The 16572-nt window shown below is 72.1% G+C and carries 12 protein-coding genes; 10 read left to right on the forward strand and 2 right to left on the reverse strand.

Annotated elements, in window-relative coordinates; genetic code table 11:
• Positions 1-39: 39 nt before the first annotated feature.
• Entirely contained in the window at positions 40-753 is a 714-nt protein-coding gene (locus ACZ6TV_RS40500; RefSeq protein ID WP_465304212.1) for a GntR family transcriptional regulator, read from the reverse strand.
• A 154-nt stretch (positions 754-907) separates the two neighbouring features.
• Between ACZ6TV_RS40500 and ACZ6TV_RS40505 the strand changes: the two genes are divergently transcribed.
• The gene (locus tag ACZ6TV_RS40505) at positions 908-2269 is read left to right on the forward strand and encodes a TrpB-like pyridoxal phosphate-dependent enzyme (protein WP_465304214.1); all 1362 of its coding nucleotides are present in this window, start codon (positions 908-910) and stop codon (positions 2267-2269) included.
• Positions 2270-2272: 3 nt separating this feature from the next.
• On the opposite strand, the gene ACZ6TV_RS40510 is transcribed toward ACZ6TV_RS40505, so the two are convergent.
• Positions 2273-3163, reverse strand: a complete 891-nt coding sequence (locus ACZ6TV_RS40510; RefSeq protein WP_465304216.1) for a GHMP family kinase ATP-binding protein — start codon at positions 3161-3163, stop codon at positions 2273-2275.
• A 149-nt stretch (positions 3164-3312) separates the two neighbouring features.
• On the opposite strand from ACZ6TV_RS40510, the gene ACZ6TV_RS40515 reads away from it, so the two are divergent.
• The 9 genes from ACZ6TV_RS40515 to ACZ6TV_RS40555 all read left to right on the forward strand — a co-directional run bounded on the left by ACZ6TV_RS40515 (position 3313) and on the right by ACZ6TV_RS40555 (position 15805).
• Positions 3313-4053: an ROK family protein gene (locus tag ACZ6TV_RS40515; RefSeq protein WP_465304217.1), complete on the forward strand. Its 741-nt coding sequence runs from the start codon at positions 3313-3315 to the stop codon at positions 4051-4053.
• A gap of 37 nt (positions 4054-4090) precedes the next feature.
• Positions 4091-6124 carry an alpha/beta fold hydrolase gene (locus ACZ6TV_RS40520; protein WP_465304219.1) on the forward strand — a complete coding sequence of 678 codons (2034 nt, stop codon included), beginning with the start codon at positions 4091-4093 and terminating at the stop codon, positions 6122-6124.
• Positions 6124-7287, forward strand: a complete 1164-nt coding sequence (locus tag ACZ6TV_RS40525; protein WP_465304221.1) for a nucleotide disphospho-sugar-binding domain-containing protein — start codon at positions 6124-6126, stop codon at positions 7285-7287. The genes ACZ6TV_RS40520 and ACZ6TV_RS40525 overlap by 1 nt, the downstream gene beginning before the upstream one ends.
• Positions 7263-7535, forward strand: coding sequence for a DUF2277 domain-containing protein (locus ACZ6TV_RS40530; protein ID WP_465304223.1), 273 nt, complete (start codon positions 7263-7265; stop codon positions 7533-7535). The genes ACZ6TV_RS40525 and ACZ6TV_RS40530 overlap by 25 nt, the downstream gene beginning before the upstream one ends.
• A 336-nt stretch (positions 7536-7871) precedes the next feature.
• Positions 7872-8258, forward strand: a complete 387-nt coding sequence (locus tag ACZ6TV_RS40535; protein WP_465304225.1) for a hypothetical protein — start codon at positions 7872-7874, stop codon at positions 8256-8258.
• A gap of 102 nt (positions 8259-8360) precedes the next feature.
• The gene (locus ACZ6TV_RS40540) at positions 8361-12290 is read left to right on the forward strand and encodes a choice-of-anchor D domain-containing protein (RefSeq protein WP_465304227.1); all 3930 of its coding nucleotides are present in this window, start codon (positions 8361-8363) and stop codon (positions 12288-12290) included.
• A 248-nt stretch (positions 12291-12538) separates the two neighbouring features.
• Positions 12539-13840, forward strand: a complete 1302-nt coding sequence (locus ACZ6TV_RS40545) for an ABC transporter substrate-binding protein (RefSeq protein ID WP_465304229.1) — start codon at positions 12539-12541, stop codon at positions 13838-13840.
• The gene (locus tag ACZ6TV_RS40550; RefSeq protein WP_465304231.1) at positions 13837-14805 is read left to right on the forward strand and encodes a carbohydrate ABC transporter permease; all 969 of its coding nucleotides are present in this window, start codon (positions 13837-13839) and stop codon (positions 14803-14805) included. Before ACZ6TV_RS40545 ends, ACZ6TV_RS40550 begins: the two co-directional genes overlap by 4 nt.
• A gap of 94 nt (positions 14806-14899) precedes the next feature.
• Entirely contained in the window at positions 14900-15805 is a 906-nt protein-coding gene (locus ACZ6TV_RS40555) for a carbohydrate ABC transporter permease (protein WP_354788346.1), read from the forward strand.
• The last annotated feature ends 767 nt before the right edge of the window (positions 15806-16572 follow it).

Raw genomic sequence — 16572 nt, forward strand, 5'->3', positions numbered from 1 at the left:
GCTGTTTCACGCCGATGTTCGAAAACATATATCTGTTGCTCAGTCAGGCTCCGCGAACAGTCCCGTGTGCTGGGGCAGCAGCGCGATCGCCGTCTGCAGCCGCCGGTGGTGCTCGGCGCAGACACGGATCAGCCGCTCGGTGTCCCGGTCGACGAACGCCTCCAGCATCCCGGCGTGGTCGCGGTGCAGCAGCCACCGGTCCTCGTCGCCGAGGTGCGACATCGGCCGCAGCGGCTCCGTCATGTTCCACGCGGTGCCGAGCATGTGCAGCAGCCGCCGCATCCGGCACGGCCGGATCAGCGCCAGGTGGAAGCGGCGGCTCTCCCGGTGGTGCGCCCGCGGGTCCCCGGCCGCGACCGCGTCCTCCAGGGCGGCGTGCGCGGCCCGCGCCTGCTCGTCGTCGCCGGCCCCGGCGAGCGACACCGCGACCCGCAGCGCGGCGGTCTCCAGCGCCTCCCGGACCAGGTAGATCTCGCCGAACTCGGCCGCGGTCAGCTGCGCGACCCGATACCCCAGATGCGGCCGGTGATCGACCAGCCCCTCGCCGATGAGCGTCATCAGCGCCTCCCGCACCGGGATCCTGCTCACCCCGAACGCGGCGGCGACCCCGTCGACGGGGATCGGCGAGCCGGGCGGCACCTCCCCGTCGAGGATGCACGCCCGCAGCTCGTCGAGGATGACACTCTGCGAACTGCCGGCCGGCCTCCCCGCCAACCGCGCCAGCAGCACCGACCGGCGACGTGCTCCAGCCATGCGCCACCTCCCAACGGCGCACACCACGCTAGACCCGCCCCGTTATCACCACGTTTCGTGGCCGCGGACCGTCCCCGCCCGGACCCGAACCTCCGGAGTGACGGCCGGGCGAAAGGGGTACCCGGGCCGAAATCTGGCGGTTAGCTTCGACGGCATGAGCGCGACGAAGATCATGCTGGACGAGGGCGAGATGCCGCGTCGCTGGTACAACATCATGGCCGATCTGCCGGTGGGGCCGCCGCCGGTGCTGCACCCGGGGACGCTGGAGCCGGTCGGGCCGCAGGACCTGGCGCCGCTGTTTCCGATGGCGCTGATCGAGCAGGAGGTGACGCAGGAGCGGTACGTCGACATCCCCGAGGAGGTGCTCGAGGTCTACCGGCTCTGGCGGCCGTCGCCGCTGTTCCGCGCGCACCGGCTGGAGAAGGCGCTCGGGACGCCGGCGAAGATCTACTACAAGTACGAGGGGGTGTCGCCGGCCGGGTCGCACAAGCCGAACACCGCCGTGCCGCAGGCCTACTACAACGCCGCCGCGGGGATCCGCAGGCTGACCACCGAGACCGGGGCGGGGCAGTGGGGGACCGCGCTGGCGTTCGCGGGGGCGCAGTTCGGGCTCGACGTCGAGATCTGGCAGGTCCGAGCCTCCTACGACCAGAAGCCGTACCGCAAGATGATGATCGAGACGTTCGGCGGGACCATCCACCCGTCGCCGTCGGACCGCACGGAGGCGGGGCGGCGCATTCTCGCCACGGACCCGGACAGCCCGGGGTCGCTGGGGATCGCGATCAGCGAGGCCGTCGAGGTCGCGGCGGGCCGGCCCGACACGAACTACGCGCTCGGCAGCGTGCTCAACCACGTGCTGCTGCACCAGACGATCATCGGGGAGGAGGCGCTGCTGCAGCTGGCCAAGGTCGGCGCCACGCCCGATGTCATCGTCGGGTGTACCGGCGGCGGCTCCAACTTCGCCGGCCTCGCCTTCCCGTTCCTGCGTGAGAAGCTCGCCGGGCGGATGGCGCCGGTGATCCGGGCCGTCGAGCCGGCCGCGTGCCCGTCGCTGACGAAGGGCGTCTACGCCTACGACTTCGGCGACACCGCCGGGATGACGCCGCTGATGAAGATGCACACGCTCGGCCGGGACTTCATCCCCGACCCGATCCACGCCGGCGGCCTGCGGTACCACGGCATGGCGCCGCTCATCTCGCACGTGTACGAGCTGGGCCTGATCGAGGCGGTCAGCAAGACCCAGCGGGAGTGCTTCGAGGCGGGGGTCCGCTTCGCCCGCACCGAGGGCATCGTCCCCGCGCCCGAGCCGACCCACGCCCTCGCCGCCTGCGTCGAGGAGGCGCTGCGCTGCAAGGAGACCGGCGAGGAGAAGGTGATCCTGACCGCGCTGTGCGGGCACGGGCACCTCGACCTGCCCGCGTACGGCCGCTACCTGGCCGGCGGGATGGAGGACCGCGAGCTGTCCGACGAGGCGCTCGCCGCCTCCGTCGCCCGGCTGCCGAAGGTGCCCGCCTAGCGTTCAGCGGATGGACGTCACGACGTGGGAGCCGGTCGGCACGAACCGCACCGGCATCCTGCGCAGTCCCGGCAGGGCGGCGGACACCGCCTCGTGCGTGTGCGGCGGCGCGAGCAGCAGCAGCGAGCGGCCGAGCCGTTTGCCGCCGTACGCGCCGGCCCGCAGCGCCGCGGCGTAGCGGGCGTCGAGGTCGCCGGGTCGCCAGCCGTCGTGCAGCAGCGCCCCGACGCCCGCGATGTCCCCGGCGAGGAGCCTGTCCCGGCCGAGCTCCACCAGGTCCGCGGGGCACGGCACCTCGCCGGCGCACCCCGGGCCGGGCGGCCGGCCGGTGGCGAAGACCAGCGCGTGCCGGGCCAGCTCCTCCAGTCCGGCGTCCGGCACCGGTACCCCCGTGATCGACACCCGCTCGTCGGGGTGGAACGCGTACTCGTTGCAGCCGCCGACCGCGACGGCGTACGGGTCCTGCTTGCCGGGCCGCCCGGACTCCACCCGGCAGGCGAGGTCGGCGAGCCCGGCCGGGTCGGCGATGCGGTCCGTCGCCGTGTACAGGGCGTGCAGCAGCCCGACGGCGAACGCGCTGGACGTGCCGAGGCCGCTGCCGCCCGGCGGTACGTCGGACATGCTGGCGATGTCGCAGCCGCCGGTCACCCCGGTGGCCTCCAGCGCGGCCCGGACGACCGGGTGCTCGACCTCGCACGGGTCACCGGCGAGGGTGTCGCTCCAGCTCAGGCCGATCGCGCCGTCCCAGCGGGCGCGGACGGTCACGTAGACGAACTTGTCGATGGTGAGGCTGAGCACCTTCCCGCCGTGCGCCCGGTAGTGGTCCGGGAGGTCGGTGCCGCCCCCGAAGAGGCTGACCCGAAGGGGTGTGCGGGTCGTCGTCAGCGTTCGCATGGTGATTCCCCCTCTGCGTGGTCCCGCTGCGCGTGGTCCGGCAAAAGATTCCTCGCATTCAATGGAAAATGAGGTGCGGAGGGTTGTCAAACGCTCCGGGCAGGGCATCGCCTGGGCGGGCCGGATCGCGGAGGGGCAGAATCCTGCAGATGGTGACGACGCTGACGGTCGACTGCGGTGGTGGCGGGCTCAAGGCCGCCGTGGTCGACGACACCGACACGCTGTGCTGCGAGCCGGTGCGGGTGCCGACGCCGTACCCGCTGCCACCGGCCCGCCTCGTCACGGCGCTGCTGGACATCGCGGCGGGGCTGCCGGCCGCGGACCGGGTCACGGTCGGCCTGCCGGGGATGATCCGGCACGGTGTCGTCGTCGCGACCCCGCACTACGTCAACGAGGCCGGCCCGCACACCCCGGTCGACCCGGAGCTGTTCGCCCTGTGGAAGGGCTTCGACGCCCGCGCCGACCTCGAGCGCGCCTTCGACCGGCCGGTCCTGGTGCTCAACGACGCCGAGGTGCACGGTGCCGCCCTGGTCGAGGGCAGCGGCCTGGAGCTGGTGCTCACCCTCGGCACCGGGCTGGGCAGCGCGCTGTTCGACGACGGGCGGCTCGCCCCGCACCTGGAGCTGTCGCACGCGCCGTACTCGAAGGGGCGCACCTACGACGACTTCCTCGGCGAGCTGGAGCGCCGCCGGCTCGGTGACCGGCGCTGGTCGCGGCGGGTGCTGAGGATCGTCGACGGGCTGCGGCCCGTGTTCCGCTGGGACCGGCTGTACCTCGGCGGCGGCAACGCGGAACGCCTGGTCGTGCCGATGCCCGACGACGTGCGCCTGGTGCCGAACCAGGCCGGGGTCCGCGGCGGTTCACGGGCCTGGACACTCATCGGCGTGTAACGTCCGTTCTGTCCGGAATGCGCCGTATTGTAGTGCGGTGACCACGGTATGTGACGACGTACTGGAGACCGCCCGCGGCTCCGTCGCCGCGCTGCGCGCCCTGCCGCCACCGGCCGCCGACACCGGGGTCCCCGTCGTGCTGTGCCCGGGCCTGATCGGCTCGAAGGAGGACTTCCTGCCGCTGCTGCCGGCCCTGGCCGCCGCCGGGTACCGCGCCTACGCGTACGACTACCGCGGCCACTACGGCGCCTGCGACGACGGCGACCACTCGATCCAACGGCACGCGCGGGACCTGATCGCCGTCCTGGACGCCCTGGGCGCCCTGGACGCTCCCGGCGCCGAGAAGCCGCACGTCGTCGGCCACTCCTACGGCGGGTTCGTGGTCCGCGCCGCCGCCCTCGCCGAACCGGACCGCCTCGGGTCCGCCGCGCTCATCGGCAGCGGCCCCGGCATGGACAGCCCGAAACACCGCAAGATCCTCGGCGGCTTCGACCACACGCTGTCGCTGCAGGGCAACGCCGTGATGTGGCCGGTCGTACGGCGGCTCATCCCCGAGGACGACGTCGCCCGGCGCGAGTTCTGGCGGACCCGGCTGCGGCTGATGCGCCCCGCGTTCGTCCACGGCGCCCTCGCGTCCCTCGCGGGGGAGACCGACCGGGCCGAAGGACTGCGCGCCACCCGGCTGCCGCTGCTGGTCATGCACGGCCACCGGGACCGCAAGCTGTGGTCCGCGACGGAGTTCGCCGGCTACGCCGAACGCTCCGGCGCGTCCCTGGCCGTCATCGACGGCGCCGCGCACAGCCCCAACCTGGAGCGGCCCGGCCCGACCGCCGACGCGCTGCTGCGCTTCTGGGCGGAGACCGACCGGCGGCGGGCCCTGCGGACGTTCGTCGACCTGGTGCGGCCGGCCGCGCACGCCGACCCGTACCCGGCCTACCGGCGGCTGCGCGGGGCGACCCCCGTCCTGCCCGTGCAACTGCCCGGCAAGGCGGAGGCGGTGGTGCTCACCCGGTACGCCGACTGCGCCCGCCTCCTGCAGGACGCCGCCTTCGTCAGCGCCGGCGAGGCCCCGGAGCTGCTCACCCCGACCTGGCGCGACCACCGGCTGGTCCGCTGCCTCTACCAGTCGTTCGGCTGGCGGGAAGGGCCGGCGCACCTGCCGCTGCGCACCGCCCTCGCCCGGCGGCTCACCCCGCGCCGCTGCCCGGTCCAGCACGCCGACGTGGTCGCCGTCGCCACGTCGGTACTGGACGGCTTCGCGGCACGGCTCGCCGGGGGAGCGGTGGTCAACCTCGCCGAGGCCGTCGCCGTGCCGTTCGCGTCGCTGGTCACCGGGCGCCTCCTCGGCATCCCGGACGCCGACGCGCTGCGGCTCGGCGCCGCCGCCCGGGCCGGCAGCGCAGCGTTCGAGCCCTTCATGACGCCCCGGCAGCGCACCGCCATGGCGGCCGCCGGCGAGACCATCATCTCCGTCCTGGAGCGCTTCGCCGACGACGGCCTGCTGGGCCTGGTCCGGGCGCACCGGCCGGACGGCGGCGAGCAGTACCAGGGCGACCTCGCGCTGCTGTTCGGCGCCGCCTACGACTCCCCGGCGAGCCTCATCACCCTCGGCGCCCGGCTCCTGCTGACCCACCCCGACCAGGCGGACACGCTGCGCCGGGACCCCGCCACCGCCGAACGCGCCGTCGAGGAGATCCTGCGCTACGACCCGCCCGTGCAGGTCGCCGTCCGGATCGCGACCGTGGCGTGCGAGTTCGGCGGCGTGCCCGTCGCGCCCGGCACCGCCCTGCTCGGCATCCTCGGCGCCGCGAACCGCGACCCCGCGTTCACCGACGACCCCGACACGTTCCGGATCGCCCGGCGCACCACAAGGCCGCCGCTGTCGTTCGGCACCGGACGGCACTACTGCCCGGGCTCCGCCCTCGCCCGCACGCACGCGCAGGTGCTGTTCCCGATGCTGCTGCGCCGATTCCCCGGCCTGCGCCTCGCCGGCCCGCCCACGTTCCGCGCGCCCGGCACCATGCTGCGCGGCATCGAAGACCTGCCCGTCGTTGATTGCGAGGCCGCCTGATGCGGGTGCTGTTCACCATCAACCCGGCGCCCGGCCACCTGTACGCGCTGGTCCCCCTGGCCTGGGCGATGCACCTGCGCGGGCACGACGTGCTCGTCGCCGCGCCCCGATCCATGGGGCAGCAGATCCGCCGCGCCGGGCTCAGCCACGCCGTCATCGGCGGCGACGCGTCGTTCTTCGAGCTGTGGCCGCCGAACCTGCGCCTCGGCGGCAACGACACCCTCGACCTCACCGTCTTCGCCGCCATCGCCGAACACACCGGCCCCGACGTCGTCGCCCTCGCCCGCGCCTGGCGCCCCGACCTCATCGTCACCGAACCCGTCGAATACGCCGCGCCCCTCGCCGCCACGCTCCTGGGCATCCCGTGGGTCCTGCACCACTGGGGGCTCCCGGTCCCGCCCGGCGTGCACCGCGCCGCGCTCGCCGACATCGCCGACCGGCTCCTGCGCCTCGGCGACGTCCTGGGCGTCTCGCAGCCGACCGACGCGCCCCTGGCGACCGTCGACACGTGCCCGCCCTCGCTGCGCCTGCCCGACGCGGTCCCCGGGCTGGCCATGCGGTACATCCCGTACAACAGCGCCAGCACACTGCCGGAATGGCTGTTCGCGCCGCGCGTGCGCCCCCGGGTCTGCGTCTCCATGGGCACCGTGCCGATCCCCGAGGGCGTCGACGGCCTCACCGCCGCCGTCGAAGGGATGCGCGACCTCGACGTGGAGGTCGTCGTCAGCGGCGCCGGCGTGCACGGCATCGAGGACCTGCCGCCCAACGCCCGACGCGCCGGCTGGCTGCCGCACCACGCGCTCCTGCCCACCTGCGACCTGTTCGTGCACCACGGGGGGTCCGGCAGCTCCATGGCCGCCCTCGGCGCGGGCCGTCCTCAGCTGGTACTGCCGCAGATGTGCGACCAGTTCAGCATCGCCGACCGGCTCACGGCCGCCGGTGTCGCACGCGGCGTCGCCTTCGCCGACCGGTCCCCGGCAGCGGTCCGCGTCGCCGTCCGCGCGCTGCTCGCCGACACCGCCGTCACCCGCCGCGCCGGCCGGATCCGCGACGAGATCGCCGCGCTGCCGTCGCCTCCTGAGGTGGCCGCGACCCTGGCGGGCCTGACGGCGGGCGGCCGACCTGGCAAGGTGGAGGCATGTGCAGGAACATCCGGGTACTGAACAACTTCGAGCCGCCGGCGACCGAGGACGAGATCGAGGCCGCCGCCATCCAGTACGTGCGCAAGGTCGCCGGCATGACCCGCCCCTCGCAGGCGAACCAGGCGGCCTTCGACGCGGCGGTCGCCGCGGTCGCCGCCGCGACCCGTGAGCTGCTCGGCTCCCTGGTCACCAACACACCCCCACGCGACCGCAAGATCGAAGCCGCCAAGGCCAAAGCCCGAGCCGCCGAACGCTACGGAACCCGCTAGCTGTACTGTTTCCCGCTGTTTCCCGCTCTGTCGCCTGCGGCGATGGGCTCGCTGCCCCACGCTCCGCGCGGGTCCCGCCGGGGGGATTCTCACCCCCGGAGCCCCCCAATGCGCCGCTCCGCGACGCACTGCCAGCGCGCGGGGCGCGCGGCAGCTTCCTACGCATGCGCGTGCCATCCCGGTGCCTCCCGCCGCGCCTTTTCCATGATCCGGAAGAGTTTTGGTCGTCAGGGCGACGAAATGTCTTCCGGATCATGGGTTGTGGTGGGCGGGGGGGTGGGTCACGGTTCGGTTGCTGGGGGAACCGGGGTGCCGGCGGGGTGCGTCGGACCTGGCATGAAGCGGCTGGTCGTCGTCCTCGTCGTTGCCGGGGTGGTCGTGGGTGCGGGTGTGGTGGCGTGGGGGAACGCCTACCGGCTCTGTCCCGCGCAGATCACGGCGTACGCGCAGATGCCGCGCCCCGCGGTCCCGCTCGTCGGCGGAGGGGTCTACCACGCCGAGGTCGGCGACACGTTTGCCGTCGGCGGGCACCAGGAGCCGATGCCGGACGGGCGGCCGGTGCTCGGGGGTGACGTGTCGGTCGTTCGATACGTACGGGTCGAGACGGCGCCGACCGAGGAGCGCTGCGGCAAGGTCACGGCCGGGTACCGGTACCACGTCTACCGCGCCGAACATGCTGGCGACGTTGTCATAGCCGGTCACCAGGTCAGGATCAGTGCTTGATTAGTCGCAAAATTTCGAAGTGCGGTCAGCATCTTGCGGTGAAGAGGCGGCAGAGTTACGGTTCGATCCTTCATCGTTGCCGTTCCCCGCCAGGAGCGTGTCATGCGCCGTGCCCTATCCCGTCTCCTGCCGGCAGCGCTGACGCTGACCGCAGCCGTCGCAGTGCCCGCGCCCGCGCAGGCGGACGCCACCACGATCTCCGTCGACAACCTCCGGACCGGCTGGGACAGCAACGAGCCGGGGCTCGCGCCGTCGGCCGTCTCCGCGTCCGACTTCGGCCAGCTGTTCTCGGCCACCGTCAACGGGCAGGTGTACGCGACGCCGATCGTCGCCGCCGGCACGCTGATCACCGCCACCGAGAACAACTGGGTGTACGGGCTCAACCCGGCCACCGGCGCCGTGCTCTGGTCCCGCAGCGTCGGGCCGGCGTGGCCCGCGTCGGCGATCGGCTGCGGCGACCTGGTGCCCAACATCGGCGTCACCAGCACCCCGGTGTACGACCCGGCGACCGGTTCGGTGTTCTTCATGGCCAAGGTCAACGACGGCCCGGACGCCGACCACCCGCACTTCTACCTGCACTCGATCAACCCCGCGACCGGCGTGGAGCGGGCCGGCTGGCCGGTGACGATCCAGGGGTCGCCGACCAACGACCCCGGCAACACGTTCAACGCGAAGACCGCCGCGCAGCGCCCCGGCCTGCTGCTGCTCGACGGCGTCGTCTACGCCGGGTTCGCCAGCCACTGCGACTACGGCCCGTACGTCGGGTACGTCGCCGGTGTGCGTACCACGACGCCGCAGATGACGACGTTGTGGTCGACGGAGGCCGGGCGCAGCAACGGCATGGCCGGCATCTGGCAGTCCGGCGGCGGCCTCGTCTCCGACGGGCCCGGCCGGATCATCGTGTCCACCGGCAACGGCGTCTCGCCCGCACCCGGGCCCGGCACCAGCCCGCCCGGCACGCTCGCCGAGTCGATCATCCGGCTGCAGGTCAACGGCGACGGGTCGCTCACCGCGAAGGACTTCTTCAGCCCGTTCAACAACAGCCGCCTCGACCAGGACGACACCGACTTCGGCTCCGGCGGCCCGATGGCGCTGCCCGCGGGCTTCGGCACCGCCGCGTACCCTCGGCTGCTCGTGCAGACCGGCAAGGACGGCCGTGTGTACCTGCTGAACCGCGACAACCTGGGCGGCAACGCGCAGGGGCCGGGCGGCGGCGACGCGTCCGTCGGCCCGCCCGCCGGACCGTACAACGGCGTCTGGGGACATCCCGCGTTCTGGGGCGGCGACGGCGGCTACGTCTACCAGGTCGAGAACCAGGGCTTCCTGCGCGCGTTCAAGTACGGCGTCAACGGCGCCGGCCTGCCCGTCCTCACCTCGGCCGGGACCAGCGCGTCCACGTTCGGCTACACGTCGGGCTCGCCGGTCGTGACGTCCACCGGTACCACCTCCGGATCCGCCATCGTGTGGGCCGTCTACAGCGACGGGTCCAACGGCGCCAACGGCCAGCTGCGCGCCTACGACGCGCTGCCCGTCAACGGCAGGCTCAACCTGCGCTACAGCGCGCCGATCGGGATCGCGACCAAGTTCATCACCCCCGCGACCGACGGCGGCCGGGTGTTCATCGGCACCCGCGACGGCCACGTCATCGGCTTCGGCCGGCCCACCACGGCGGCCCTGACGAGCAGCCCCACCGACTTCGGCAGCGTCGGCGTCGGCAGTACGGCCAACGCCACCGTCACCGTGACCGCCACCCGCGCGGTCAGCATCTCGGCGATCACGACCGGCGCGCCGTTCGCCGCGACCGCGCCGGCGCTGCCGGTGAACCTCACGACCGGGCAGACCCTGTCCGTGCCGGTGCGGTTCACGCCCACCGCGACCGGCGGCGCGACCGGCAGCCTCACCTTCACCACCAACGCCGGGACCGTGCCGTTCGACCTGCACGGCGTCGGCACCCGGCCCGGCCTCGGCGCGACCCCGTCGACGCTGTCGTTCGGGACCGTGCCGACCGGCGCCAACAAGACCCTCGGCGTCAGCGTCACCAACACCGGCACGTCGGCGGTGACCATCACGGGCTTCACGCCGCCGGCCGCGCCGTTCACCGCCACCGGTGTCCCCGCGACCGGCACGACCCTCGCCGCGGGCGCGTCGGTGTCCGTGTCCGTGCGGTACACGCCGACCACCGCGGGCAACCAGAGCAGCTCCTTCATCGTGACCAGCAGCGCCGGCGCGGTCACCGTCCCGGTCACCGGCACCGCGGTCACCGGCGCACCGCACCTGACGATCACCCCGAACCCGGTCGCGTTCGGGCAGGTGCAGGTCGGGCAGACGGCGACGCAGACGTTCGACATCGCCAACACGGGCAACATCGCGCTGACGCTGACGAAGGCGGCGCCGCCGGTCGGGGCGTTCAACACCACCACGCCGGTGTCCGAGGGGCAGCAGCTGTCGCCCGGTGACGTCATCCACCAGACCGTCACGTTCACCCCGGCCTCGGCGGGCGCGCAGTCGGCGGTGTACTCGATCACCGGCGACGACGGGCAGGGCGCGATCCTCGTGCAGCTGACCGGGACCGGCGTGACGAGCACCGGGACCACCAACCTGGCCGGCGGCCGTCCGGTGACCTCGTCCAGCGCGCAGGGCGGCTACCCGGCGACCAACGCGGTCGACGCCGACGCGAACTCCTACTGGGAGAGCGCCAACAACGCGTTCCCGCAATGGATCCAGGTCGACCTCGGCTCGACGGTCGCGGTCGGCAAGGTGACGGTCAAGGTCCCGCCGGCCGCCGCGTGGGGCGCGCGGCGGCAGACCATCGCCGTCCTCGACGGTTCCTCCGGCGCGGTGCTGCGCCCGGCGGCCGACGTCGCGTTCGACCCGGCGACCGGCAACACCGCCGACATCCCGGTCACCGGCTCGGTGCGCTACCTGCGGCTGCAGATCACCGGCAACACCGGATGGCCCGCCGGACAGCTGTCGGGCTTCGAGGTGTACGGCACGGGCGGCGGACCCGCGACGCTCACGCTGAACCCGACGGCACTGTCGTTCGAGGACACCGCGGTCAACGACAACAGCGACTGGCAGACGGTGCTGGTCACCAACACGGGCTCCGGACCGGCGACGGTCTCCGGGATCACCGCCACCGGCGACTACACCCGCGTCACCACCTGCGGGACGGTCATCGCGGCCGGGGCCAACTGCACCGTCACCGTCACGTTCCATCCCACCGCCGCCGGTACCCGCACCGGGACGCTGACGGTCGCCTACGGCGGCACGTCGGTGGGGGTGGCACTGTCCGGCAAGGGCGTGGCCACGGGCAGCCCGGCGCTGACCGCGAACCCCACCACGCTGAACTTCGCGGCCACCACGGTCGGCTCGTACAGCGGCGCGCAGAACGTCACGGTCACCAACACCGGTACCGCGGCGGCGAACGTCTCCGGGGTCAGCGTCGCCGGCGACTACTCGCAGACGAACACGTGCGGCACGACGATCGCGGTCGGGGCGAGCTGCACCGTCAGCGTGACGTTCCGGCCGGCCGTGACCGGCACGCGGACCGGTTCGCTGACCGTCAACTACGGTGGCACCCCGCTCAGCGTCGTGCTGTCCGGGCAGGGCGCCTCGGCGAGCGGGCAGAACCTGGCGCTGGGCCGGCCGACCACACAGTCGTCGAACACGCAGAACTACGGCTCAGGCAACGTCGTGGACGGCAACGCCAACACGTACTGGGAGAGCGTCAACAACGCCTTCCCGCAATGGGTGCAGGTCGACCTCGGCTCGACGCAGCCGGTCGGCAAGGTCACGCTGCGGCTGCCCCCGTCGACGGCGTGGGCGACGCGCACCCAGACGGTCACGGTGACCGACGGCTCGACCGGCGCGGTGCTCCGCTCCTCGATCACCGTCACCTTCGACCCGGCGACCGGCAACACCGCGATCCTGTCGTTCCCGGCGGTGAACGTCCGGTACCTGCGGATCACCGTCACCGCCAACAGCGGCTGGCCCGCCGGGCAGCTGTCCGAAGTGGAGGCTTACAGCCTCTAGCACTTTTGTCAGACGTTTTCTGGCAAGCTGGCGGTCCCGGGGTCCTTGCGACCCCGGGACTTTCGGCGGATCGAACCATACTTTTGGTTGCGAGATAAGTCGTCCGTGCGTCTCGGGTTGACCCTCCGGATGACGCCGCTTGTCGAACCGGACGTTCATCACCAAACAACTCCCGTGCGCACTAGGTTCACTCGACGACATGAGTGAGCCGCGTCTCACCGCCACTTCCGCGGGACGCTCACCTGTCGATGGATTCGCCCGCCAGCGAGGCCACGGGAGGTTTCGAGGTGTGGAAGGGCCGCATGGCCATCATCGTGCTGCTGGCCGTGTCGCTGCTGGCAGGACTGTCGCAGCTGACCGTCAGGGGCGGGAGCGACGACCAGCTCGAGGTCTACTCCTGGTGGACCGGCCCCGGTGAGGAGGAAGGCCTGGCCGCGATGGCCGAGGCCTTCGAGGCGGCGAACCCCGGCATCCGCTTCGTCAACGCCGCCGTCTCCGGCGGCGCGGGCTCCAACGCCAAGGCGATCCTCGCCAGCAGGCTCCTCGCCAACGACCCACCCGACTCCTATCAGCGGCACGCCGGACTGGAACTGCTCGACGACGTGCGCTCCGGCAAGGTCCAGGACCTGACCGGCCTGTACGAGGAACAGGGCTGGGGCAAGGTCTTCCCGAAGGGCCTGCTGGACAACCTCACCATCGACGGCAAGATCTACGCCGTCCCGGTGAACATCCACCGGGCGAACCTGATCTGGTTCAACCCCCGCACGCTGCGCGAGCTCGGCATCGCCGGCCCGCCGAAGACGTGGTCCGACTTCCTGGACCAGGCCGCGGTGATCCGGGACAAGGGCAAGGTGCCGCTCGCCGTCGGCCCGGAGTGGACCCAGAAGCACCTCATGGAGACCGTCCTGCTCGGCGAGCTCGGCGCCGACGCCTACGAGCGGCTCTTCGCCGGCGACCTCGGCTGGACCTCGCCGCAGGTCACCTCGGCCCTCGACATGTTCGGCAAGGTCCTGGCCAACTCCGACGTGAAGTCCGCCGCCGGCGAGTGGCAGCCGCAGCTCGACCGGATCGTCGAGGGTTCCGCGGTGTACGCCGTCATGGGCGACTGGAGCTCCTCCTACCTGGAGCAGTCGAAGAAGCTGCAGTGGCGCGAGGGCTACGACGTCGCCACCTCACCCGGCACCGAGGGGGTCTACGACTTCCTCTCCGACTCCTTCACGCTCCCGACCGGCGTCCGGTCACCCGAACTGTCCCGCAAGTGGCTCATCGAGTGCGGCTCCGCCGCCGGCCAGAACCTGTTCAACCCCTTGAAGGGCTCCATCCCGGCCCGTACCGACGCATCGGCTGACCTCTACCAGGGGTACCTCGGCTGGACGCTGCAGCAGTGGCGGGACCCGAAGACCCGCATCGTCGGCTCCCTCGCGCACGGCGTAGTGGCCAACAACGCCTACAACGCCGAGATCGACTCCGCGCTCGGCCTGTTCGTCCAGCACGGCGACCTCGGCAAGTTCGCCAGCACCGTGCAGCAGCAGTTCCAGGAGACCCGATGACCGCCCCCGTGCACGTGCCGCGGCACTCCAATGCCCCGCCGTCGCGTCCCTTCGTCCCGCCGCCCGTGCGCCGCCGCAAGCACCGCGGCCCCGCGTGGCTGGCCGGGCTGCTGCTCGTCTCTCCGTCGCTGATCCTCATCGGCGTCTTCGTCTACGGCTTCCTCGGCTGGAACGTCCGCGTCTCCTTCACGAACTGGCGGGGGCTCTCGCCCTCGTACCACTTCGTCGGCCTGGACAACTACTCCCGCCTCATGCGCGACGAACGCTGGCACGCCGACGTGCGCAACCTCGTCGTCTTCACCGCCGTGTTCGTCGGCGGCTCCCTGCTGCTCGGCTTCCTGATGGCCATGCTGCTGGACAAGGGCGTGCGCGGCGAAGGCTTCCTCCGCGGCGTCTTCCTCTTCCCGATGGCCATCTCCTTCATCGCCACCGCCATCGTCTGGCGCTGGCTGCTGGACAACGGCTCCGGCTCCGACACCGCCGGCCTCAACAAGCTCTTCGCCGTCCTCGGCCTGGACTTCCTGCGCAGCGACTGGCACAAGTCGGACTCCATCTGGGCGATCGCCGCCGTCGCGCTGCCCGCCGGCTGGGCCCTCTCCGGCTACGTCATGGCCCTGTTCCTCGCCGGCATGCGCGGCGTCCCCGAGGCCCTGCGCGAGTCCGCCCGCCTCGACGGCGCCAGCGAGACCCAGGTCTTCTGGCACGTCGTCCGCCCCGCCCTGCGCCCCGTCACCTTCAGCGCCCTGCTCATCATGATTCACATCTCGCTGAAGACCTTCGACCTCCTGTACGCCCTCGACCAGGGCAACCTGCGCATCGACACGCCTTCGCTGTACATGTGGTTCACCACCTTCGACGGCGGCTTCTACGACCGCGGCTCGACCATCGCCACGGTCCTGCTCGTCGGGGTGGCACTCGTCGTCGGCCCCTATGTCTGGTACGCCCTGCGCACGGAACGGCGGTGACCGCTGTGCCTGATGTCGTTGTGCCGCACGGTGTTCAGCTGTGTGGCGCCGATCCGCGTCACATCGACCCTCGCCCGGAACGGAGGTAGCCGGCATGGTGCGCGCCACCGCCACAGTGCCCCGGCACGTGGTCTCCGACCCGATCCCGCCCGCGGCGTCCAAAGCCGCCGGCGGCGCACGCAGCGTCGTGCGGTACGTCGTCCTGTGGGCCCTGGCCTGTTTCTTCCTCCTCCCCGTCTACGTCCTGGTGGTCACCTCCTTCAAAGACCCCGTCGACGTGTCGGTCACGAGGATCTGGGAGCTGCCGACCAGCCTCTCCCTCGACAACTTCGGCCTCGTCTGGCCGAAGCTCGCCTCCGGCTTCCGCAACAGCCTGTCCCTCGCGATCCCGGCCAGCCTCCTCTCGGCACTGCTCGGCTGCGCCAACGGGTTCGTCCTGTCGAAGATCCGTTTCCCGTTCGCCAACGTGGTCTTCCCGCTGATCCTGTTCGGCATCTTCGTGCCCTACCAGGCCGTGATCATCCCGGTCTCGCAAACCATGACGTTCGTCGGCCTGCGCGGCGGCAACGACCCGACCGGCGGCCTCGCCGGCCTGATGCTCATCCACATCATCTACGGCCTGCCGATCACGACCCTCATCTTCCGCAACCACTTCGTGGCCATGTCCAACACGCTGCTCGAGTCCGCCCGCCTCGACGGGGCCGGCATCCTGCGCACCTTCGTGGACATCGCGGTGCCCCTCGCCAAGCCGGCGTTCGCCGTGGCCATCATCTGGCAGTTCACCTCCTCCTGGAACGACTTCATGTTCGGCGCGATGATGACCAGCCGCGACTCCTGGCCGGTGACGATCGCCCTCAACAACATCGCCGGCGGCCAGTCCGTGCCCTTCGGCCAGGCGATGGCCGGCGCCCTCCTGGTGAGCCTCCCCACACTGGCGCTCTACATCATGCTGGGCCGGTTCTTCATGCGCGGCCTGCTCGCGGGCACCCTGCAGGACTGAACCTGAGTACCTCCACCATCCCTTCATAGGCAGAATTACCGATGCGCCGCCTCCGCCTTGCCGCGATGCTTCCTTCCGACCCGGTCCTTGACCCACGGAGGTACTTACATGAACGGCATCACGCGCGGCTGGGCAGGCCCAAGCCTCACCACCGCCCCTGGATGAACCCGACGAGACCATCCCGAACCCACCCGAGTTCAGCCGGACTCGTTCCGTGCTTGCGCGGGTTCGGCCGGACTCGTTCCGTGCTTGCGCGGGTTCGGCCGGACTCGTTCCGTGCTGGCGCCGGCTCGGCCGGACTCGTTCCGTGCTTGCGCGGGTTCGGCCGGACTCGTTCCGTGCTGGCGCAGCCTCGGCCGGACTCGTTCCGTGCTGGCGCGGTTCAGTCAGGCCTGCTCCGGGTCGGCGTGGGTTCAGCAGGGCGAGCTCTGTGTTGGCGCGGCCCAGCCGGGCCTGCTTCGAGTTTGCTTCGGGCTGCTTCGGGTTCAGCCGGGCCTGCTCCGAGTGCTTCGGGTTCAGCCGGGCGCGTCTCGGGCTGGCGCGGGCTCGGTCGGGCCTGCTCCAGGTTGCTCCGGGCTGAGCCGGGCCTGCTCCGGGCTGGCGCGGGCTCGGTCGGGCCTGCTCCGGGCCGGCGAAGGCTTAGCCGGGCCCACGCCGGCCGCCTCGGGCTCAGCCGGGCGCACACCGGCCACGGCGGATCGCGGCCGGTCGCCGTCCGCAACGGTGACCGGTCACCGCCGCGACGCCCGCGCACCCTTCGGCCTGTC

The sequence above is a fragment of the Dactylosporangium sp. NPDC051087 genome (assembly GCF_055586325.1).